This is a genomic window from Sinorhizobium sp. M4_45 (assembly GCF_002885915.1).
In the GTDB taxonomy this organism is placed as follows: Bacteria; Pseudomonadota; Alphaproteobacteria; order Rhizobiales; family Rhizobiaceae; genus Sinorhizobium; species Sinorhizobium meliloti_A.
Genome location: NZ_NWVE01000008.1, coordinates 12,677 through 34,103, shown reverse-complemented (window position 1 = coordinate 34,103; position 21,427 = coordinate 12,677). Strand labels below are relative to the sequence as shown.

The window sequence follows — 21,427 nt, the reverse complement described above, 5'->3', positions numbered from 1 at the left end:
TCACTCCCACGTTTTCCAGGGCGCGCTCCCGCTGTCCCAAAGTGTCTGCAGGATGTGCTTCTCCCGCAACGTATCCATGCATTGCCAGAAGGCTTCATGGCGGTACGCCATCAGTTGGCCATCAGCCGCGAGCTGCTGCATCGGCGCGTGCTCGAACATGTCTTCGTCGCCGCCGATGTAATCGCGGACGCCTGGCTCAAGCACGAAGAACGCTCCGTTTATCCAACCTTCCGAAGCCTGCGGCTTCTCGGTGAATTCGACGACGCGGTTGCCGTCGAACTGAATGTGTCCGTAGCGCGCAGGCGGACGCACCGCCGTCATTGTCGCGAGTTTGCCGTGGCTACGGTGAAAGGCGACGAGTTCGTCCAGATTGATGTTCGAAACGCCGTCGCCCCAGGTGAGCATGAAGGTGCCGTCATTCATCCAGTCGATCAGGCGCTTGATGCGGCCGCCCGTCAGCGTTTTGAGGCCGGTCTCGACGAGATCGACGGACCAGTCCGGGGCGGCATTCGTGTGACGCCTCACGTTCCCGGTCGCCGCGTTTACCGTCAGAGTGCCATTGAGCGCGATGTAGTCGCTGAACCAGCGTTTGATGTACTCACCCTTGTAGCCGAGCGCGATCGCAAACTCCCGATGGCCAAAGTGAGAGTAGTGCATCATGATGTGCCAGAGGATCGGCATGCCGCCGATCTCGACCATCGGCTTGGGTCGAACCTCCGTTTCTTCGGCCAGCCTCGTGCCGAAGCCACCAGCCAAGATACCCACTTTCATGAAGAACCTCCTCACGAAGACTGTGTGCCTGACGCAGGCGATTTCAGCTACGATGCATGTTCAGCGCCGAGCAAACAACACGGGCGAACGGATGATGGACACGCACACCTGGGACGTCAGGCAGGCCCTTTGCACGATCCTCGATAGCCGTATGCGGCGTCGATTTAAGCCCTTTGATGTAGCCGATTGGTCCGCGTCGTCCGTCATCTTCGCGCCGCATCCAGACGATGAGACGCTGGGTTGCGGCGGCGTTGCAGCCAAGAAGCTCGCTTCAGGCGTTGAGGTTCGCTTTGTTTTCGTTACCGACGGCGCAGCATCTCATCGGAGGCTCATCAGTCCTGAAGAATTGCGCTCCCGGAGGGAGGCCGAAGCGTTGGAGGCGGTCCGCCGTCTCGGCGCCTCCTCCGAAAGTGTGACCTTCTTACGCTTTCCTGATGCGGAGGCATCACATCACATTCATGCGATAACGAAGGCGATTGTACCGTTGCTCGAAAGATGGCGGTCGCAAAGCGTGTTTGTCACTCATGCAAAGGACCCGCCTTCCGACCATATCGCTGTCAACACCGCCGTGTGGGCGGCACTTCGCTGGCATGGTCGCCCGCTCACCGTCTTCGAGTATCCGGTATGGTATTGGTATCACTGGCCCTGGGTTCGTACGGCGGGCGATCTTCCCGGCATGTGGCGAACCACACTGCGGCAGACGATCAAGACCGCCGCCGGGCTGCGTGCGCTGTCTGCACTCAACACGCTGGTCCCGATCGGCGATGTTCTCGAGGTAAAGCGCCACGCACTGGCAGCGCATGTTTCACAGACTCAACGCTCGGAAGACAAGGATGACTGGCAGACACTTTCAGATCTCTCAGGCGGTGAGTTCGTTGCGCGGCTGCTTGCAGACCATGAAGTGTTCACGCGCTACCCGGTCAATTTTTAGCGACCTACGTCATGCGGTCTTCATCCTTGCGGTAAGCATCGCGACAACAAACTGCGATGTCAGCCATGGCAACGAAAATCCCGAAGACACAGCTCTTAACGGCCTTACCTTCGATCGGAAGGAAATCGCCGATCATTCGGGAGATGTAAAGCTCGTCGGCGATATTGACGGTGATGGTCAAGTCGATTTCGTTCTTGGCGGCCTTCCGGAGGATCCGCTGTCATGGTGGCACGGTCCCGATTTGCGCAAGACGACCATCGCCACCGCCCGCATCGAGTTCACCACCGATGGCGTGCTTGCCGATGTGGACGACGATGGCGATCTCGACATTATCACCGCCGACGGGCCTGACGGAGTTAATTTAATCTGGTTCGAAAATCCGCGCCCGAACGGAGACCCGGCCGATGGTCACAAATGGAAACGCCACGAGATCGGAGAAGCCGGCGGTTGGGGCAAGGACATTAAGGCTGCCGATTTTGACGGCGACGGCCGTTTAGACATTGTCGTACGAGCGCCTGGTGAAGTAGTGATCTTTTTCCAGAACGAGCCGATCGCCTGGATCGGTGTCGCCTTTTCTTCCTTCAATCTGGGCGAAGAGGGCATGGCGATCGGAGACATCGACAGCGACGGCAATATCGACCTGGTCCTGTGCGGTGTATGGGCGCACAATCCCGGCGGAGTAGCGGCACGCGATGCACCTCGATGGCAGAGCTATCCGGTTGGCCCGTTCAACCCGGCATTCAAGGCGCTCGTTATCGATATCGACCAAGACGGACGCGTCGACATTCTGTCGTCGAGTTCAGAGCACACGGCTGATGTCGCGTGGTTCCGCGCCGAAAGCGGACCGTCTGGCCATTGGGTCCGCCATGTCATTCAACCAGCCGTGGCAGGTGCTCACACGCTACAGGCAGCCGACATGGACAGGGATGGTGACATCGACATTGTGGTCGGGCAAATGCATCAGACGGAGGAGCGGACCCTCGCCGTCCATTATAACCGTGACGGACGCGGAACGCGCTGGACCCGGCAGATCATAGACGATACCGGTTTGCACAACGGCGTTGTCGCGGACGTCGATAGCGACGACGATTTCGATATCTATGGCGCCAACTGGGCGGGTCATCCGCCCCTCAGGGTCTGGATCAACCTTCTCAACCCGCCCGCCCCGACCCGTCGGCTCGATAGGTGGGTCTATCACCGGATCACGAACGCGCATGTGCGTTCTTTCGGGCTGGCCTTCGCCGATATGGATGGCGACGGGCGAATGGACATTGTGTCCGGCCCGTTTTGGTACCGTCAGCCACCCTTGCCGTGGCAGAAGGGATGGGAGCAGATCCGGCTGGGCGAAGGATTGGACGCGGTCGAAGCCCTCGATCTCGATGGCGACGGGCGCGCGGAGGCCACCGCCCAGCGCAACAGAGGCAAAACACTGCAATTCCATTGGCTGAAGACTGTCGATGCCGTAGCGCACAAGTTTGAGGAGCACGTGATTGGCGAAGTGCCGGCAGCGACGCATGACCTTGGCTCGCAAGGCCACGTATTCGCACAGATCGTTGAAGGCGGTCTTCCGGAGCTGGCGGTCTCGAGCGGTGGCGGGGTCTTCTATTTCACGGTCCCCGACGATCCGACAGCCCCCTGGCCAAGGACGCGCATCTGCGCAGAGGCCTCCGATGAGGGAATAGCCTTCACCGATCTCGATGGTGATGGCCTAATTGACCTTGTCGCCTCGACGGGGGAAGCCAAAGAGGTCGCCTGGTGGCGCAACCCCGGCGATGGTTCGAGAGATTGGCAGCGACGAGACATCGCGAAAGTGCCAGAAATGGATTACCCGGATCGGGTGGCAGCGGCTGACCTCGACGGCGACGGTTACCCGGATATCGTCGTGGCAGAGGAAAACGGCGCCGCTGACGGTGCGAGGGCCTCTTGGTGGCGCGGCCCAGCCACTGGCTCATTCAATTGGGAGCGGCACGAAATCACTTCGCGGGGCTCACTCAACAGCCTTTCGGTCGCTGATATGGACGGCGATGGCAGGCTGGACCTAGTCATGGCCGAGCACCGCGGCGCGCTTCGGATGTCCCTCTGGCGCAATGTGGGCGGCGGAAATTTTATCGAGCAGTTGATCGGGGAAGGATTCGAAAGCCATCTCGGCGCGCGCGCGGTCGATCTCGACGGCGACGGCGATCTCGACATCGTTTCGATCGCATGGGACGCCCCCGGCGCCATTCACGCCTGGCGTAATGATGCGGTCGAGCAAATGCCGTCGGCCCCTGAACCCGGCCAGGTACGACGATAGGGTGTATTGCTCACTGCGGGGGATGCACCGGTCAATCGATCGGCGTACTGCCACCAACCCGATGTAGGTCTCGATGGAGCTTTGCGGATTTGCCATTCTCAAGGTGGTCGGCTCCGTTTCCGAGCCGAGGGGGAATGATTTGCCGACGCAACGGAGAATGGGCCCATGAGACTGGTTTCAAGGCTGCTCGACGTTTTTTCGGAAAGACGTGTGGTTGCCACGGGAGAGGCCGCCGGATTGACGCTGGTCTCGAGAGATGCCGATCCGGAATTCGGGCGGGGTACCTATGAGCGGCCAATCCAACAGGCGATTGCATCGAAGTTAGCGCCTGGTGACGCCTTCTTCGATATTGGCGCCAATATCGGCTTCTTCTCCCTCATCGCTGCGCGCCGGGTCGGAACGGAAGGCCAAGTCTACGCCTTCGAGCCGGTGCCGAGGAATGCAGCCGCGATCCGTCGAAGCGCTCAGCTCAACGGCTTCGACGCCATTCGGGTGTTCCCCGAGGCGGTTGGGGCGACGAGCGGCCGCGCAGAGCTTCTTTTGGCGCGCCACATCGGGGGAGCCGCACTCGCCTCGGCCGAGGCACCACCCGATATGAACGGCTATCTTGAAGTCGATGTAACAACGCTTGACGATGCGATCGCCCGGCACGGCCTGCGGCCCCCGTCGCTTGTCAAGATCGACGTCGAAGGTGCCGAGATCGACGTCCTTCGCGGGATGACGGAAACCTTGCGAGCCCATCGACCGAGCATCATCTACGAAATCGATGACGCGACGCGCGAGGGTCTTGACCGTAAGGCACGCCAAATTGCCGCGCTTCTGACATCGTCCGGCTATGTTCTCGCAGCACTGCCGCCGTCCTATACCGAGCAGTTTTGGCACGTCCAACATTTGCTCGCGGAAGCAATGTAGCCGCGCCAGTTGCCGGGATATTACGGGAGGCGGAGAAAAGCATGTACAGACAAGCGCGAAATGCGGTGCGCGACCTTCTTCGGACGCGCGCGCCCTACCTGGTTCGCTACATCAGTACGTTTCATCTCACCGATGACCGCAGACTCCTCGAGACGGTTATTCTCCCCTATCTGCGCGACGATCCTGCTGTCAAACGTGTTCTGTTTGTCGGCTGCGAGTGGTACACAAAGCCTTGTGAATCGAAGTTTCGCGCCAAGGAATATTGGACGATCGATATAGATCCCAATAAGCGCCGCTTCGGAGCACGACGCCATATGGTTGATGCTCTGAGGAACCTCGAACGGCATAGGCCCGCCGATTACTTCGATGCGATTATCTGCAATGGCGTCTTCATGAAAACGGCAATCGAAACGCGCGACGACGCTGAAGCCTCGTTCCGGGCATGCTGGCGTTGTCTGCGCCCCGGCGGCTGGTTCGTTCTCGGCTGGAACGACATCGACGAGTTGCGGCCCTATCCTCCCTCGGAGAGCCCGACGCTTTCGGCTTTTACCCGCACTTCATTTCCCCCGCTAGGTGCGAGCGAGCATCGGACGGACACAAGCTACGGACACACTTATACGTTTTTCAGGAAGCCAGAATCCATTCAGGAAGGCCTTTTGGGAAAATACGTCTAATTCAAAGTCTTGGATGGACCGGATGGGATGACTGGACTGAGGAAACGAAACATGGACCTAGCTACTAGCGGTGCTCATCTGCTCACCCGCTCATAAACGGACCTTAGCCGCTCCGCGCGCGCCTCCCACGAATAAAGCGCCACGGCGCGCTCGCGTCCTTCGTTCCCCATTCCTCTTGCGCGGGCGGGATCATCCAGAACGGTGATCAGTGCCTGCGAGAGTTCGCCCGGAGCATCGGCCTCCACCAACATCCCGGTATGTCCGTCCAGGATGGATTCACACATACCCCCGACCCGCGTTCCCACCACCGGAATTCCGCAGGCCATTCCTTCCACGACAGAAATCCCAAAGCTCTCGCTGAGCGACGGATTCACCACGATATCGGCGTCGTGGTAGGCCGCAATGAGTTCCTTGTGGGACACATTGCCAACGAATCGGATCCGATCCCGTAGCCTGTGGCGATCTATGAGTTCGTCCAGGTGTTCCTGATATCTGCATCTATTCCATTGGTCGTAGAAACGGTTGAGATCTATGACACGGGGGTCTGACGAGAGGCTGGTCAGGAAGTCAACAGGGAGAGGAGAATAGGGCCCCGCGATCCGCAGTTCCACGTCCGGGAAGCGCAGCGCGACTTCACTGAAGGCCTCTACGAGCGTGTGAAGCCCCTTTTCTGGTGATATTCGCCCGACGAACAGGATTACACGCCCGGTTCTTGGGTCACCTGATGCTCCCGCTTCGCCCGGCCGAAAATGGAAGACATCGACGCCGTTGCCGACAGAGGCAACAGCTCCGGGATAGTCCGGGAATGCAGAACGAAATGTTTCGGCTATGTGATCGCTGACGGCGACCACGGCATCCACTACCTCAAGTTGGGAGGCCACCTGATCGCGGTCACGCTGTGACAACCACTCACATTGCATCTCGAGCACGAGCCTATGAGATGAGCTGGACGCCTTTAGAGCCCGGCTCCACTTCCAATAGTTCATCAGATGGACGATATCCGGCCGGTCCAGGGCCAGATAACGACGAATTTCGTTCTTATATTGGGAATGGTCGTCGGCCTTCCGGTCCAGTTGCGTCCAACGCGCCAAGCGAGGAAATTCGCGAATAACCTTTTGCTGCAGCCTGTCGCGCCGTACCGGAGCTCGCCGCAAAGCGAATGGCAGGTCCGCCGGAACTCTGTCGTCCCGGTAGTGTCTTCCATAGACCGTGATGTGCAAGCTGTTACTGAGGTGAAGCGCAGTATTGTAGACAATCAGCCCGATCGAATTCTGAACCGGCGGGAAAAGTCTATCGTAAGGCTGCCCGACATAGACCAGCTTCATTCATGCCCCCAACGTGTGCTCACGCGACTTTTCTGAGCTCATGAGAGCTTTGCGACTTGGAGACGTGTTCGGCAAGGCGCCTAATGCCCTCTTCTAGTGGAACCAAGGGACGGTTCAAGAGTGCCTTCATCTTGCTCGTGTCAGGGCACCGGCGCGTCATGTCGCCCTCTGTTAGCGGTGGACGGAACTCCAATTTTGACGATGAGCCCAGCACGCCGATGACGATTTCGGCGAGTTGTCGAATGCTCACTTCCAGATCGCTGCCTACGTTGATGACATCGTTCTCGTGCGAGCGAGTTCGATGTACCGCAATGCACGTGTCAACCGTGTCGTCAACATAACAGAAAGTGCGCGTTTGCGAACCATCCCCGTAAATGGTCAGAGGCTCACCGAGAAGTGCAGCATGCACGAAACGCGGCAGCACGAAATCTTCGCTCTGGCGTGGTCCATAGGTGTTGAAGAAGCGGAAAATCGTGAAGGGGAGTCCGAATTCACGCTGATAGGTGCGTAGATAGACTTCTCCAAGATTCTTCACGACAGCATATGGCAGGCGCGAGTTCAGCGGCGTGGTGTTCTCATTTTGGGGAATCTCAAAAGGCTCCCCATAAACTTCTGATGAGGAAGCGAAGTACACACGCTCGGCGCCCGTGTTCTTGCACAGTCTCAGCACGTTCTCTATTCCGGCAATATCGCGCAATACGAGTAATGGGTTTGCCAAGGTGCGCTGCACGCCGACGACGGCTGCGAAATGGAAGACATGTGTGAAATGGAAGCGATAGAACAAGGAGGAGATGTCGTCGAAATCGTTCGCATCCGCCTTTATGACGGTCAGGTTTCCGGCGTCGATTTGTACTTTATCGCGACTGCCGGTCGACAAGTTGTCAGCCACGACCACTTGGGTCTGAGGGAGTTTGACCAAGGCGCGAGTGAGTGCGCTGCCGATGTTGCCCGCACCTCCGGTGATCAAAATTGACTGTGTCATCATCCCACCTGTACCAAGCAGCCGATAGTGGCCGCCGATGCGTCGGCGTCATCCACAACACGCCCTGCCCGCTCATAAGCGGAGAAATGTCAAAGGCTCTTTGCTGCGCTCGAGATTGAGTGTCGCAGCGAACGATTTATTTGACAACTTCGGCTGGATAAGCATTTCGACTGTTCTCCTTTTGGCGCAACTCAACTTTTTTGAGATGTAGAGCGCCTCGCAGAATACATCCAATTTGCTGATTGCCGGGAACTACTTCACTGCAATAATTGAGACGATGCTCCATTTTCGACATGGGGACGAAAGCATATGCAACACATGAACACTGGTCCTGATGCCGAAGAACTGCTGAACCGCATCCGGACGCGGGACTGCACGATCGGCATCATGGGGCTTGGATATGTCGGATTGCCGCTCGCTCTGAGCTCGCTTGAGGCGGGGTTCAGGGTTATCGGTTTCGACATCGACCAGTCGCGGGTCGCGCTGCTTAACCGCGGCGAAAGCGGAATAAAGCATCTGCCTGGCCCAGCCATCCAACAGGCTGTTGACAGCAAGCGGTTTCGCGCCACGAGCGATTTCTCTGCGTTGAGCATGCCTGATGCGATCCTGATAGCGGTTCCGACGCCGCTTACCAGAAATCGGGAGCCAAACCTGTCGTTTGTCGAAAACAGCGCAAGGGCCATCGCTGACCGGCTCCGTCCTGGGCAACTTATCGTCTTAGAGTCGACCACTTGGCCAGGCACGACACGAGAAATCGTGCGGCCGCTGCTGGAAGCGACGAACCTTGTTCTCGGAAAGGATTTTTTTCTTGCATATTCGCCCGAGCGCGAAGACCCCGGAAACGAAGTGCACACTACCACCAGTGTTCCGAAGGTGATCGGCGCCGACGATCCGTCTTCACTGGAAATTGCGCAAGCACTGTACAGCCAGATTATCGTGCGGACTGTTCCCGTGACTTCAACCGCAACCGCGGAGGCGGTCAAGCTAACGGAGAACATTTTTCGCTCCGTGAACATTGCCTTGGTCAACGAGCTGAAGGTCATCTTCGACCGGATGGGCATCGATGTTTGGGAAGTGATCGAAGCCGCCAAGACAAAGCCGTTTGGATATATGGCGTTCTACCCAGGACCAGGTCTCGGCGGCCACTGCATCCCCATCGACCCGTTCTACCTGACATGGAAGGCTCGCGAGTACGAAGTAGCAACGCGCTTCATAGAATTAGCTGGAGAGGTCAACACGAACATGCCGCACTACGTTGTTGACCGCCTTGTGGAGGCTTTGGACCGCAAAGCCCGCCGCGGCTTGAACGAATCTCGGATCCTATTGATCGGTATGGCTTACAAGAAGAATGTGGGGGATACACGAGAGAGCCCGGCGCTGAGGCTAATCGACCTGATGGAGCGACGGGGCGCAGTCGTTGACTACCACGATCCTTACGTGCCTGAGATTCCCGCCACAAGAGAGTATGCCGCGTTAGCAGGTCGGCGCTCGGTGGATATTTCAGCCGACCGCCTGGCCTCGTTTGATGCCATTGTCATCACGACAGATCATGATGCCATTGATTGGAGAACCGTCGTTGAAGGTGCAAAGCTGGTGGTCGACACCAGAAATGTCTGTGCACGCTTCCATGTGAGCGCCCCTAATGTAGTAAAAGCATAAACTGCCCGACTGCAAGGCTCCGTGGGATAGCGTCAGCGAATTGTATTCTGACAAGCCGCCGGTTCGAGGTAGGTACCGGGAAGCGCCGCGGGGACCTGGTCAGTGTGCTTGTGAGAGCGCTGCCATTTTCTCCGATGATCTGGTTGCTCCTATTCGCGAAGGCTTAGAAGCATGTCGCGGACTTTGAGCAGGTCCGCACGCACCAGCAGGACGGCTGCGGCAATATAGATGGGAGCGCCGATCGCGATCCCTGCTGCCACTGTGACAGCCTGCGGGAGATCATCCGGGGCGGCCAGCAACCATGCACTAACGATCACGAACATGAGTGCGGCCGCGCCCGCCAATCTCGGGAAGATTGCCAATGGCTTCGACACGTCGATATGAGCGGTATGCTGTACGTAGAAGAGAAAGACCGGCAGCAGGAGCAAATTACAGGCGACGAGCGCAGCAATTACTGCCTCCAGACTAATCTGTGCTGCGGCGGTGAGCAGGACGAGACTGAAAAGCGTGTAAATCATATTTAGTTTCAGGACCAAACTCGATTGCCCGAGCGCAAGGATCGTATACGCACACAAGCTGTCGATCGTACGCTGCAATCCCAATATCATGAGGATCTGGACGGCGACCACGGCGCTTGTCCATTGTGGCCCAAAGACCAAGGGAACGGCGACAGGCGCGATCGCGGCAAAGCCCACGAAGGCGGGAAAGCCAGCAATTGCGGCCATCCGCACGCTTGTGTTGAAGAAGTGATCGATCTTGTCCGGTTCGCGTTGAACTCTGGCCACGGCGGGCATCGTTATCGCCGCCAAAGGACCGAGTAGGAACTCCCCCAAAAGGTCAAGGGGGCGACGGGCGATGGCGTAAACGCCAACAGCAACAGGCCCGAAAAACAGGCCAAGGATGACTTTTGGAATCTCTTCGTTCACGAAGGTCCATAGAGTTTGGACCACGATGGGGCCGGCAAACCCGAACAATTCGCGGCAACGTGCGTAAGAGTACGCCATGCGGGGCCGCCACGAACTGCCGAGAAGAATAACCGTTGTTTCTACAATCGCTTTTGCGACCTGCATCAAGACCAGGCTCCACATGCCGTAGCCGCCGATCGCCATGGTCAAACCCACGGTTCCGCCAACCATCGTTCCGGTCAATGTGCGCAGTGTGAAGAGGCGAAAATTCAGCTCACGCTTGAGGACCGCTGTTGGAACTGCCGCCAAGGACTGAACCACGACAATTATGGCGGTCCAGCGCACAAGGCCCTCGAGAAGCGGTTCGCCGAAGAGCTCGGCGACCACTCCGGCGAACCCCCAGATGAGAGCGCTCAGCGTTGCACCGGTCGCAACAAGCAGCCAGAACGCTGAATCCACATGAATGGGCTCGATCTCCGCGCGCTGTACAAGTGCATCAGGTATCCCTCTCGTCACGACCGTTGCTAGAATAGTTGGAGCAACCATGGCGAGTGTGGCGAGGCCGAATTCCTCCGGACCCAGATGGCGAGCCAGAATGATGAAGACGGCGAACATGGCCACCTGACGGCCCCATGTCTCGGCGGCTGCCCATGCCGCGCTGCTGACAACCTTTTTGCCTAGCGAAGTCATCTCGGATCCTTGGACATTCGCGGGATCTTGATCTTGGAGGTCAAATTGCATGGATGCGGATCATCTCCTTACGGCGTGTGCTGTTCGCCCGATCCGGTTTGGTACATGCAAGTCCGCGGCCACTTACCGAATTCCGTAGTTGCGGTATGCGATCAGGCTAGCGGCCCGGGGGATGAAAGCAAATCTCTCCATTTTGGGGAGGGCGTAAACCCTCCCACTCCTTTCGCAGGGCCATCGCATGTGGCGCGAACCAGGAAAACCGGACAGACGGGAGAAGCAGCCTCGCAACCATCGGCATATTTGCATAGGTTCGCTGAGGTGCAGTGGCGTTTGGCGATGGGCTCGTCGTCGGCAGACCTCGGCGGGCGGAGGTGACCTAAAGCGAAAAGGCCACCAAATCATTGCAGGTCCCTACTCCGTTTGACGCCCTTGCATTCCGCGCAACAATTGCCAAGGATTGCATGAGGCAAGTTGCGACCAATTCGCGTGCCTTCGGTCTGCGTTGCAGAGTTGGAACCGGCAGCCCATGCAGATCTCGTTCGTCGGCCTTTTAATCTGTGCGGGGATATTGGTGATCGGCTATTATTGCCGCGCTCCATTGATCATTGGCCTCATCGTCTCGCTTGCTTTCGGTGCCACTGCAGTTATGACTCTGAGCGCGATTGGAGGCTCGTCACCGCTCATATACACCTTCTTCGCCGCGCTTTTGATAACGGCAGTTGTCAGCAGACGGCGCATGTGGCGGGACCTTGGTCACGTGTTCGGCAAAATTCGACCGGTTTGGGTGCTCACGAGCCTGATGCTCTATGCCGTGGTCGGCGCATGGTTGTTTCCGCGCTTTTTTGCGGGACAGACGAGCGTATTCGTTCAGGCAGCCATGAGGCGCGGGGTCATCGAGGCTCCGCTAGCGCCGGTCTCGGGCAACATTACCCAAACCGGGTATTTTGTTCTGGGCGGCCTCACCGCCATCGCCTTATGCGTCCTACTCCTGCAAGAAAATAGGTTGGAGAGTATCCGACGCGGATTTCTTCTGTGGTGTAGTGTTCACGTCGTTTTCGGACTCCTTGATCTGCTGGGCAAGGTCGCTGGAGCCGGCGATATCCTGTCGCCTATCCGCACGGCCAGCTACGCCATGCTTACCGAGGTCATCGAGAATGGCTTTTGGCGCATTACTGGGGCCGCATCCGAGGCATCGTCCTTCGGCGGCGGCTCACTGGTCTGCCTCTCATTTTGTTACGTTTATTGGCGAAAGACAAAGTCACGCGTGGCTCAGGCACTGGCCTTCCTCTTACTCGTCCTCTTGCTTCTTTCCACGTCTTCTGTTGCCTATGTCGGCCTAGTCGTACTGAGCATTCCCGTGGCACTTTCCATTTCGTGGTCGTTTCTGTCCGGCCGAATGGACAAGGACGAGATCCTGATCATCGCGTTGCTTGCGCTCGCAGCCGTCACTGTCATGGCAGTCGTGCAGTACGATGAAGAATTCTTCGCGCCTTTTGTCCATCTGATCGATTCCATGGTTCTCAACAAAGCCAGTTCCGCGTCCGGTCAGGAGCGTGCCTACTGGAATATTAAGAGCCTCCAGGCTTTTGTCGAGACGGGTGGTCTCGGCGTCGGCTTGGGCAGTTCGCGTGCCTCCAGCTGGCCGATTGCAGTGGCTTCGCAGCTTGGCCTCGTTGGCGGGGCTATGATGGTGACGCTGCTGCTGGTTATACTCAGGGGCATGGGAAGCCTAAAGGGGCACATTCATCCCGAAGCAAATGCGGTGATATCGAGCGTGCAGGCTTGCGCGATCGGTTCCGTCGTCGCTGGATCTTTGGGTGCTGGGAGTGCCGATCCGGGCATGATTTTCTTCATTGCACTTGCCGTGATCTCGACGAGCAGAGTGAATGCCCGCAGAAGCAGGGATGCCAGGATGCGCACCATACGGCTTGGTCAGCCTGAGCCTCTCGCTTACCGACCCGCCGCGTATTGATGTGCTTAAAAGGTGGACTGCCGCGCGGACTGCCGCGCGGGCTATTACATTCCGGTAAAAAACCATCTTCACCAAAAGCCATTTTCACCGTCGCGGTGCGGACTCCTCTATTTTCCGACGGGACGACCAAATCCTCTTGACTTCCGTTCGCCCGCCTGGAGCAACGACCTGTTCGGCTCCAGGATCGAGTGCATATCCCTCTCCATTCAGGTCTCATAGTGCCTGGACACGAGCCCTCCGAGCAATCAGTGGCTTAGGGTCAGTCGTTTGTCGTTGGGTTGTGGCGGGAACTGGGGAACAGTTGCTCGACAGCTTGCCGGCTTGGGCTAAGATGAGAGGCCTGGTCGACCGATGAGGGATGGCGATCGGGCGATCGGCCTTTGTTGGGCATCAAAATCGTTGCATTTGAACATTTGACACGTCCTGTGCGCGAATGTTTGTTCAACGCCACGGATGCGCGATGACGCTAAGGAATACACACTGGCCGCTCTGTTAGGCTCATTGCGCAGTCCTGCCTAACTATTTGGATCAGCGCAGCCTTGTGCAAGCGCGTACGATCGGCCTGAACGGACTAAGTGGCTCAGGAGGTGGGTGTATCGCCTGAAAAGAGGCCGTTCAGCTTACAAGCTACCTCGGTCCGGTTGGTAACCTTCAGTTTTTTCATGATATGGCGCACATGGACCTTGACCGTGCTTTCGCGGAGCTTGAGTTCGTAGGCTATGATCTTGTTCGCCTTGCCTTTTCGTAGCGCCTCGACCACTTCCGCTTGACGTACGGTGAACATCCCCACTAGCGGCGAAACTTCTTGCCTCTCAGTCGCGATCAGGTGGCGTGCCGCGAGAACACTGCTCGCCGGCACAAAGACGCCGCCCGCGATCGCCAAACCGATCGCTTCAATGCACACGTCCACGCCGACAGATGTCGGGATATAGCCTTGCGCGCCGCTTTCAAGAACCCGCAAGATTTGGGTGATGTCGTCGCTGTCGGACAGGACAACGACGGGTGCGGGGCGAAACTCGGATGCGAGCCTAGGAATTTCTGTCTCAATCTCGCCGAGTTTGCGCGCACCGCTATTGAGGAGGACGGCTGCAATGGGGGGACGGTTGCCCTTCATCTCCCGCCAATCGTCAATCGATCCGAAGGCGGCAACAGCCATCCCTATACCGTGATTAATGAGGGTTCTGGCCAGGCATTCGCGACCTAACGCCCTACTATCAAGGACAAGCAAGCACGGCTTGTCTGCGTTTTCGAATGACTGCTCTTTCCCTTCGTTTGCCGCTGGCGAGGCACTTTTCGCGCGATGCGGCTCATTCGTGAATGCCGACACTTTCCCTAAATCCGGTATTGATGAAGCCATTGCCGATTCCCTCTGGTACCGCTAGACAGATATATTTGCCAAAGAACTGCACGGACCAAGGAAGTAATTTCCGACCGAAATTTTACTATAAATGTTTTACGCGAGCTTCGGCTTATTCCCTCGGACCATAATTCTTCGAAAATTAGTTATCGATCAAAGAACGAATACAATCTTCCAGTAGATGGTCCTGAAGAACACATCAACAGAGATCGCGGGCATACGTCATGACGAATTGCCTGCACGATTTACATTTGGAACTGGAGTCCTCTGCTGTCCCAACGGATCAGCACTATTCCGGCCATGTTGATCCAATTGGCAAATGGCGCATGCAGCCGGGCCGACGCCGCGGGGCAAATCGTCTCCCATCAACGAAGGCCGATTGGTCGGCAAACCACGTCTTTCAACAGCCCACGTCGAAGAAGATCGGGTTCGCGACAAAGGGGGAACGTCACACGCTATTGCACATCTACTGTTCCACACCGGCGACGGTGGATGTCGTTTCGTCTCCTCAAAATAATATGCGACCGTCAGGTCTAATCACCTTAACCCTCGAATTAAGTGATGGGGGGCGCCATTTGGCAATTACCGAATGAGAGGCATAGCTACCATCTTCGAGGTAAGCACGGTATCGCCTATTCACCTTTTGTAGGAGTATGTTAGGCGCCCCGCTCATCAGGAAGCTCATCAGGAAGCCATAGGAAGGCATTGCGCTCCTGTTTCCGTCTTTGAGACTGCAAAGTCGCGCCCCGCCTCGCTTCTGTTGCGGGCACCATTGAATGATCGAGGGCAAGTTCAGATATCGAAATCTCAGATGACGCGGCTGACGCCGTTGTTACGGCTGGAAATGCCGTCTACGTCGTCCTCGCCTCAAAAACTAAGCGCTAACGGGCGTCGACGAAAAGACACCCATGACGGCGCCGGCCGCCCACGGATACCCCATGAAGCAGAGTCAGGGATCACGACTGGGAGTTCCACCTGCAGCTATCGGCTCGGCCGCTGAGAATTCGCACAGAGCGTCTGCGCAACGCACTCTAGACGGCGCAGCCCAGCCCCTATTTAGAGTCATTCCTCGTTCAGGCTGCGCAGACGAGAAAAAACGGATTTCGAACGATGCAGGTGCTGACTTGAGAACTTGAGATATCGGCTCTCGAACGGATTGAATACGAAGGCATCCCTGCCTTCTCGTCGGCAAACGCGTCGGCTTCCGCTTCCATTTCGGCCAGCCAGCGGCTAATGCGTTTTTGAGCTGTGCGGCCGGGTACGAACAGGCATTCAGACGGTCGCTCCAGCGAGCGCGAGGGAACGCTTCCCGAAACCGGGCCACCGTCCCCTGTCGTGCGGCAACTCAGTCGTTGCTCCAACACGTGGCGCGGGAGCTCTGTCATTCGCGTCTTCGTCTATAATTCCAAAACGCGGGAAGGCCGCCTCCCGTTCGCTTCACGCGTACGGTCCTTCACGGTGCCTTCCCTATTGTTTCGAAACGCTTGAAGCGCCCTCCAGCGGCCCTGACCATCGCAATCATCTTTCCACGCAAAGCTTTCGCAAGAGGCGTAACCGCCCGGTTGTTACGTTGTTACCGCGGGGATTTCGCTTTGATGCGCGCGATGAGCTCTTCGTCATCGACGAAGGCTTCGAGGAAGTCGTTCCATTCGTCAGCGGTGCGGCGAGCATGGGCGAGCATTTGTCTCAGCTCGTCAACCCCATCGTCAGTGAGAGCGGTGAGTGCCTCGTCTGTGCCATCGTAGACGCTGATGATACTGCCATAGGAGAGATTGTCGTCGTTGCTGACCATCGCCTGAAGGAGTTCAGGGTCCTCTCCAAGCTTTTTCGCGACGTCGTTTATCGTGAAGACATAGGTGACCGTAGCCATCAGGCGGCCTCGGCGCAGATGATTGCCACAGGTGCCCAGTTCCACGGGAGCAGTTCGTCGAGCCTATTGATCTTGTGATCGTGAATGCGGTCGAGCACGTCGGCCCGATAGGCCTGCGGATCGATGCCGTTCATCTTGGCCGTCTCGATGATCGTCATGGCACGCGCCAGGGTCTCCGCGCCGGTGTCAGCGCCAGCGAAGAGCCAGATGCTATGACCATTTCTTCTTGCGAAGGCGTGCTTTGAGGGCAGCATGGCCGGCGGCCATTTCGGTCGGGAGAAGGATGTATCCGTCATGAGTGATTACGATGCATATATTGGACTGGACGTCCATAAGGACTCTATTTCCATGGCCCTTGCCGAAGCGGGAAGGTCGGGTGAGGTTCGCCTCATTGGTACGATCGCAAACGAACCAGACGCGATCTCCAAGCTAGTGAGGAAGCTTGGAGATCGGCACGGCCTCCTGGAGTTCGCCTACGAGGCCGGCCCGTGTGGATATAACGTCTTCCGACAGATCGAGGGGCTTGGTTTTGATTGCAGGGTCGTCGCGCCAAGCCATACCCCCGTGCGGCCGGGCAACCGCCAGAAGAACGACACCCGCGATGCCGTAATGCTCGCGCGGTTGTTGCGTGCAGGCGAACTCACATCGGTCTGGGTGCCGGACCCGGTGCATGAGGCGATGCGAGATCTGGTGCGCGCGCGTTCCGTCGCGTTCCACGATGCGCGCAAGGCTCGCACATTGGTTCAGCTGTTTCTGTTGAAGCACGATCTGCGCTAGCCGGCCAAGTCCTGGACCTCCAGACATCGGACATGGCTTCGTAATCGACAATTTTCTCATCAAGCGCAGCAGATTGCATTTCAAAGCTACCTCAATCGCCTGGAACAGGCCGAAGCCCGCAAGAAGGAGCTGGAAGAGCAAATCGCGCTGGTTTCACAAACTTGGTCGCTGGGTCGCACGGTGTTGAACTTGCAGGCTTTCAAGGGTGTCGGCCTTGTCATTGCGGCAACGCTTGTCGCCGAGGTCGGGATGTTCTCGCGGTTCGATAATCCCCGCAAACTCATGGCCTATCTCGGCCTCGTTCCGGGGGAGCACTCGAGCGGCGGATCCATCCGATCGCGCGGAATAACCAAGACAGGCAACTCCGCCTTGCGCGCCCTGTTGTTTGAAGCGGCTTGGTGTTATCGCGGGAGCGTCAAGGTGGGAAACTGGATACACAAGCGCCGTCCCGAGATCCCGCAGCCGATGAATGACATTGCATGGAAAGCGCAGGTTCGGCTGAACACGCGTTATCGGAAGCTGGTGGGATCGGGGAAAAAAAGCAATGTCGCCATCACTGCGATTGCTCGAGAACTGGTCGGTTTTCTTTGGGACGTCGCCTGTCGAACGGAAGCCGCAACGGCGTCACCGGCAGCGTAAAGCCGCATCCATCAAGGATCGGGAAGAATCAGGGCGCCGAGAGCGGAGAAGGAAACCTCGGGCAAAAATTTGGACGGGCCGACCTATGTCCGCAGCCAGATCGAGGCAGCCTTCCGACGCATCGTCACCATTGGGTAGCCAATCCCAGGACAAGAGTTTGGGCAACCGTCGAGTAGACTCGGCGCCCTGACCCATCCCGACCGTGAAGCAACCCTTATAGGGGGCGCCGTCCATGACAAAGTGCGGAGTTTACCTGCGATTGCCGGCGTTCCCCGCGACGTCTACGCTCCGTGGTGGCCTTACCATGAGCTGCGACGCAGCAGCCGGCCGCACTTAGAATTCCGCCCGACTGATAACTGCAACGACGGCCGGGCGATAAGAACAATCAAGAGCGTCGACAACGCATTTTACCTCGTCTGAATATTTCGGATTAGCCATGGTTCTATGAAGGATCCATCAAGGCAGGCACGTTCCCGCCACATCGCCGTGTTAAAGTCACCACGTCCGATGGAGGCGATAGTGGACGATCGCGAGATAGAACGGCGAGCAAAGATCCTCTGGACCCAAGAGAACCCTAGTCGACCATGGCTTGCGGTCGCACAGCGGTTGCAAATGGGTGAAGACCTCTCAACAGGAGCAACAGAAGAGGATCGGGAGCGCTATCGGCAACGAGTGCGCGCCGGCGATTGATCTTCACGCCACCTTGAGTGACAGGTGCCGCAAGCATGGGCGATGTGCGCATTGGCGATCTGATGCGGCCGCTTGGCGGCATCGGCAGATTGGCGAATGCCGTCCGCATCTGCGCCATAGCGATGAGAAGCGCGTAGACTTCCGTCCGATCGGGATGGATGGAGTTGGCGGTGCGGTAGGCCATCATACGCTCTCCCCGTTGCGCGGAACCTTACCGGATGCGGTTGGTTGAGACCGGGTCACGAAAGGAATCCGACGATGAGTGATCCCAAAGACGGCAAACTCACCCAACAGCAGACGCCATCCCGGCAGAAGGCAGTGCCACCGGAGATGGATTTCGAACCCGTTCCGTTGCCAGATCAAGCCGCCGAACCCGGCACCAAAGACGCAGATGCTCCTCCGGCACGAAGCGGCCAGACAAAAAAGCGGGAGTAGCCGACGGGAAATGCCGGCAAGGACATTCCGGTGCATCACAATGGCCGGATCGAGCGGAAGGTTTGGCTGCGGCCATCGCCAGTTTCCCTCTCTCACATGCGGATGGGAGTTCAGTGAGAACGACTATCGTCCAAAGGTACCACACGCGACGTCAATTCTCGTCGCGAGTTGGTCTCCGGGCGGCATCTCGGTCCAGGAGAACGAAGACTTAGCCGTTAAATCGAGGAGACCTACTTTATTCGCCCCTCTGCCTTGATCTTTCCATTATTAGCTTTCGTTAATGTTCTCTGCTGACCGGATCGCAGGGGAGCGACCAATGGAAGAATTCTTTCAGCCAGTTCTCGTCAGAAACATCCGCCATTCGGATCTGGAGAGGCTTTGCAAGTCCGTGAAGACGTATGCGGGGTGCTACGTTCTAAAGGACCCAAGCGGCGAGGCAAAAACAGCTGGCCTCGATGCCCACTGCTGGTTCCCGTCACGCGACGACAGCATCCTATTCCAGCTGCAATGGGCAGCCCCTGACGGCGACTAACAGGCAATCCGTCCCTGGATGATGAAATCATGACGCGCGGAACATCAACAACCCGCTCACCGGGTGAAGGCTCTCCGCTACAATCCGTGCCTTCTGACCGTTGGACAATCACGGTCTCCACGACGAGGTTCGACAATTTCGCATCGCCCAACAATTCTTAGCCATTCGCCTTGCCAAATCTCCAGCTCCTGCCGAAAACCTCAATACTCAGAAATACGCGCAATTAATGGTCTAGGCGGCGCATACGGCCAATTGCGTTGGGCGCTCGCTTGGTCACACCGTGATTTGGATCGTACCGGCCCACATACAGGGGCGGGCACTATCCATCAGGTCTAAGCCATCTGGTCTGCCTTTCCCCCCATCAGGCCGAATTAAGATGTTAATGCAGCTGAGCTATAAGGTAGCTGCGTTTCAGATCTCGGGGCATCGAGCTCGGGGTACTGAACTGACTTTCAATCCCGCGAGCCTGGAAAAACAATGCCTGCCACGGCGACCTATGAAACGACTGGTAACGCCTATATCGACGGTCTCCTTGGCGACCGGAAATGGGCGCTCAAGGACCTCACGTTCCGTTTCCCGACCAACTAGGATCGATTTTCATCATGTAGAAGCAATGGCTTGCTTGCAAATGCGCAATTCGCTCGCAAGGCATGTCACCGTTGCCTCATTCGACCTTCGCAACCCACGGCAGAATAGCAGGGGATAAACGAATGAACATCAATGGAACCAATGTCGCCAACAGGCTCATGGGGACAAATCTTGCGGACGCGCTTCGTGGCTATGATGGGAACGATTACCTCTGGGGTAATGCCGGTGACGACTATCTCGACGGCGGGCTTGGCAACGACTGGCTCTATGGCGGACTTGGCAACGACTTTTTCAAGGCCGGAGCGGGTGATGACTACGCGGAAGGCGGCGACGGCAATGACAGTTTCGACGGCGGCGCTGGCGCCGACACGCTGATCGGCGGGCTCGGCAACGATATCTTTTCCGGCGAAGACGGCAATGACATCATCAACGGCGGCGATGGCCATGACCACGTCCTGGCGGGTGCCGGTAACGACAAGATCTATGGGGGCGCCGGCGAGGAATACATCGACGCCGGAGCGGGAGACGACATCATCTATGCCGGCTCTGGAAACGACGGCTTCAACAACCGCATTGATCCCGCAACGGGCAAGCTGACGCAGCAGGCGGTCGGTGGTGGTGCCGGCAACGATACGATCTACGGCGAAGAGGGCAATGACGCCCTGAAGGGGCAATCCGGAAACGACCGGGTCTATGGCGGCATCGGCGACGACATCGTCGATGGCGGCGACGGGAACAACTACCTCGATGGCGGTGATGGGAATGACGTGCTCGACTCCGAGGGCGGCATCGACGAAGCCCACGGCGGTAACGGTAACGATCGGATTGCCGCAGGCGCCGGCAACGATCGGGCATTCGGGGATGCCGGAGACGATATCCTGTCGGGCGAAGCTGGCGACGACGTGCTTGCTGGCGGCCTCGGCAACGACCTTGTCATTGCCGGAGACGGAAACGACACGCTTCGCGGCGACGCGGGCAGAGATACCCTGCTTGGCGACGCCGGAAGCGACATCCTGTGGGGTGGCGCCGATGCCGACCGCTTCGTCTTCAAGGGCGCGGGTTCGCTCGTCGGACGGGACTCCGTGATGGACTTCCAGGACGGCACGGATCTATTTGTCCTGGAGAAATTAGGCATCAAGCAATATTCAGCCTCTGGCGCCGCCGGCACAATTTTTGCGTATAATGAGGCCAGCGGAGACGTGATGTTGAAGGGCTACGATTCGACGGGCAATGCGCTGTCGATCCATGTCGACGATCCGACGAATACCCTCGCCGCCTCGCATTTCAGCAGCGCCGATTTTCTATTCGCTTGATCGAGTGGGTGAAACTTCGAGCGCCGCGAGCATCAGCGCGGCGATTTGACGTTTGCTCTGCACATGGCTCGGCAATCAACTCGCCGTACAGTGCTACGGCTGCCCGACTTGT

At 57.7% G+C, this 21,427-nt stretch carries 15 protein-coding genes and 4 pseudogenes; 10 read left to right on the top strand and 9 right to left on the bottom strand.

Features of this window, described 5'->3' with window-relative positions:
• Positions 1 to 771, bottom strand: a complete 771-nt coding sequence (gene rfbF, locus CN933_RS21055; RefSeq protein WP_102762248.1) for a glucose-1-phosphate cytidylyltransferase — start codon at positions 769 to 771, stop codon at positions 1 to 3.
• On the opposite strand from rfbF, the gene CN933_RS21050 reads away from it, so the two are divergent.
• The 4 genes from CN933_RS21050 to CN933_RS21035 all read left to right on the top strand — a co-directional run bounded on the left by CN933_RS21050 (position 770) and on the right by CN933_RS21035 (position 5,581).
• On the top strand, positions 770 to 1,702 hold the full coding sequence (locus tag CN933_RS21050; RefSeq protein WP_180980766.1) for a PIG-L deacetylase family protein: 933 nt from the start codon (positions 770 to 772) through the stop codon (positions 1,700 to 1,702). The genes rfbF and CN933_RS21050 overlap by 2 nt on opposite strands.
• On the top strand, positions 1,668 to 3,995 hold the full coding sequence (locus CN933_RS21045; protein WP_102762247.1) for an FG-GAP repeat domain-containing protein: 2,328 nt from the start codon (positions 1,668 to 1,670) through the stop codon (positions 3,993 to 3,995). The genes CN933_RS21050 and CN933_RS21045 overlap by 35 nt, the downstream gene beginning before the upstream one ends.
• Before the next feature lie 165 nt (positions 3,996 to 4,160).
• Positions 4,161 to 4,907 carry an FkbM family methyltransferase gene (locus CN933_RS21040; RefSeq protein WP_102762246.1) on the top strand — a complete coding sequence of 249 codons (747 nt, stop codon included), beginning with the start codon at positions 4,161 to 4,163 and terminating at the stop codon, positions 4,905 to 4,907.
• A 65-nt stretch (positions 4,908 to 4,972) separates the two neighbouring features.
• Positions 4,973 to 5,581, top strand: a complete 609-nt coding sequence (locus CN933_RS21035; RefSeq protein WP_245425111.1) for a class I SAM-dependent methyltransferase — start codon at positions 4,973 to 4,975, stop codon at positions 5,579 to 5,581.
• Between the two features lie 74 nt (positions 5,582 to 5,655).
• Here CN933_RS21035 and CN933_RS21030 read toward each other — a convergent pair whose 3' ends face one another.
• Both CN933_RS21030 and CN933_RS21025 read right to left on the bottom strand, forming a co-directional pair.
• A complete protein-coding gene (locus tag CN933_RS21030) occupies positions 5,656 to 6,906 on the bottom strand; it encodes a glycosyltransferase family 4 protein (protein ID WP_102762244.1) in 1,251 nt (416 codons plus the stop codon).
• Positions 6,907 to 6,925: 19 nt separating this feature from the next.
• Positions 6,926 to 7,888 carry an NAD-dependent epimerase/dehydratase family protein gene (locus CN933_RS21025; RefSeq protein ID WP_180980765.1) on the bottom strand — a complete coding sequence of 321 codons (963 nt, stop codon included), beginning with the start codon at positions 7,886 to 7,888 and terminating at the stop codon, positions 6,926 to 6,928.
• Positions 7,889 to 8,197: 309 nt separating this feature from the next.
• Between CN933_RS21025 and CN933_RS21020 the strand changes: the two genes are divergently transcribed.
• On the top strand, positions 8,198 to 9,547 hold the full coding sequence (locus CN933_RS21020; protein ID WP_102762242.1) for a nucleotide sugar dehydrogenase: 1,350 nt from the start codon (positions 8,198 to 8,200) through the stop codon (positions 9,545 to 9,547).
• Between the two features lie 149 nt (positions 9,548 to 9,696).
• On the opposite strand, the gene CN933_RS21015 is transcribed toward CN933_RS21020, so the two are convergent.
• On the bottom strand, positions 9,697 to 11,193 hold the full coding sequence (locus tag CN933_RS21015; RefSeq protein WP_245425109.1) for a lipopolysaccharide biosynthesis protein: 1,497 nt from the start codon (positions 11,191 to 11,193) through the stop codon (positions 9,697 to 9,699).
• Between the two features lie 475 nt (positions 11,194 to 11,668).
• Here CN933_RS21015 and CN933_RS21010 point away from each other — a divergent pair, with 475 nt between their 5' ends.
• Complete coding sequence (locus tag CN933_RS21010; RefSeq protein ID WP_102762241.1) at positions 11,669 to 13,114, top strand: hypothetical protein; 1,446 nt, start codon at positions 11,669 to 11,671, stop codon at positions 13,112 to 13,114.
• A gap of 580 nt (positions 13,115 to 13,694) precedes the next feature.
• Here CN933_RS21010 and CN933_RS21000 read toward each other — a convergent pair.
• The 4 genes and pseudogenes from CN933_RS21000 to CN933_RS20980 form a co-directional block, all read right to left on the bottom strand.
• Entirely contained in the window at positions 13,695 to 14,471 is a 777-nt protein-coding gene (locus CN933_RS21000) for a response regulator transcription factor (protein WP_102762240.1), read from the bottom strand.
• Positions 14,472 to 15,602: 1,131 nt separating this feature from the next.
• A pseudogene (locus CN933_RS20990) lies at positions 15,603 to 15,872 on the bottom strand (hypothetical protein); the annotation flags it as partial.
• Between the two features lie 172 nt (positions 15,873 to 16,044).
• Positions 16,045 to 16,341: a hypothetical protein gene (locus tag CN933_RS20985; RefSeq protein ID WP_102762239.1), complete on the bottom strand. Its 297-nt coding sequence runs from the start codon at positions 16,339 to 16,341 to the stop codon at positions 16,045 to 16,047.
• Positions 16,341 to 16,559 (bottom strand): annotated as a pseudogene (locus CN933_RS20980) (transposase domain-containing protein); the annotation flags it as partial. The gene CN933_RS20985 and the pseudogene CN933_RS20980, both read right to left, overlap by 1 nt.
• Before the next feature lie 76 nt (positions 16,560 to 16,635).
• Here CN933_RS20980 and CN933_RS20975 point away from each other — a divergent pair.
• Positions 16,636 to 17,757: pseudogene (locus CN933_RS20975) on the top strand (IS110 family RNA-guided transposase).
• 574 nt (positions 17,758 to 18,331) lie between these two features.
• Here the strand turns inward: CN933_RS20975 and CN933_RS20970 are convergent.
• A complete protein-coding gene (locus tag CN933_RS20970; protein ID WP_146032677.1) occupies positions 18,332 to 18,631 on the bottom strand; it encodes a hypothetical protein in 300 nt (99 codons plus the stop codon).
• A 74-nt stretch (positions 18,632 to 18,705) separates the two neighbouring features.
• Between CN933_RS20970 and CN933_RS32415 the strand changes: the two are divergent.
• The 3 genes and pseudogenes from CN933_RS32415 (at position 18,706) to CN933_RS20960 (ending at position 21,315) form a co-directional block, all read left to right on the top strand.
• A pseudogene (locus tag CN933_RS32415) lies at positions 18,706 to 18,999 on the top strand (hypothetical protein).
• A 199-nt stretch (positions 19,000 to 19,198) separates the two neighbouring features.
• Positions 19,199 to 19,414 carry a hypothetical protein gene (locus CN933_RS32410; RefSeq protein ID WP_018099480.1) on the top strand — a complete coding sequence of 72 codons (216 nt, stop codon included), beginning with the start codon at positions 19,199 to 19,201 and terminating at the stop codon, positions 19,412 to 19,414.
• 710 nt (positions 19,415 to 20,124) lie between these two features.
• Positions 20,125 to 21,315 (top strand): calcium-binding protein, encoded by a 1,191-nt coding sequence (locus CN933_RS20960; RefSeq protein WP_102762237.1) that lies wholly within the window; start codon positions 20,125 to 20,127, stop codon positions 21,313 to 21,315.
• Positions 21,316 to 21,427: the final 112 nt, after the last annotated feature.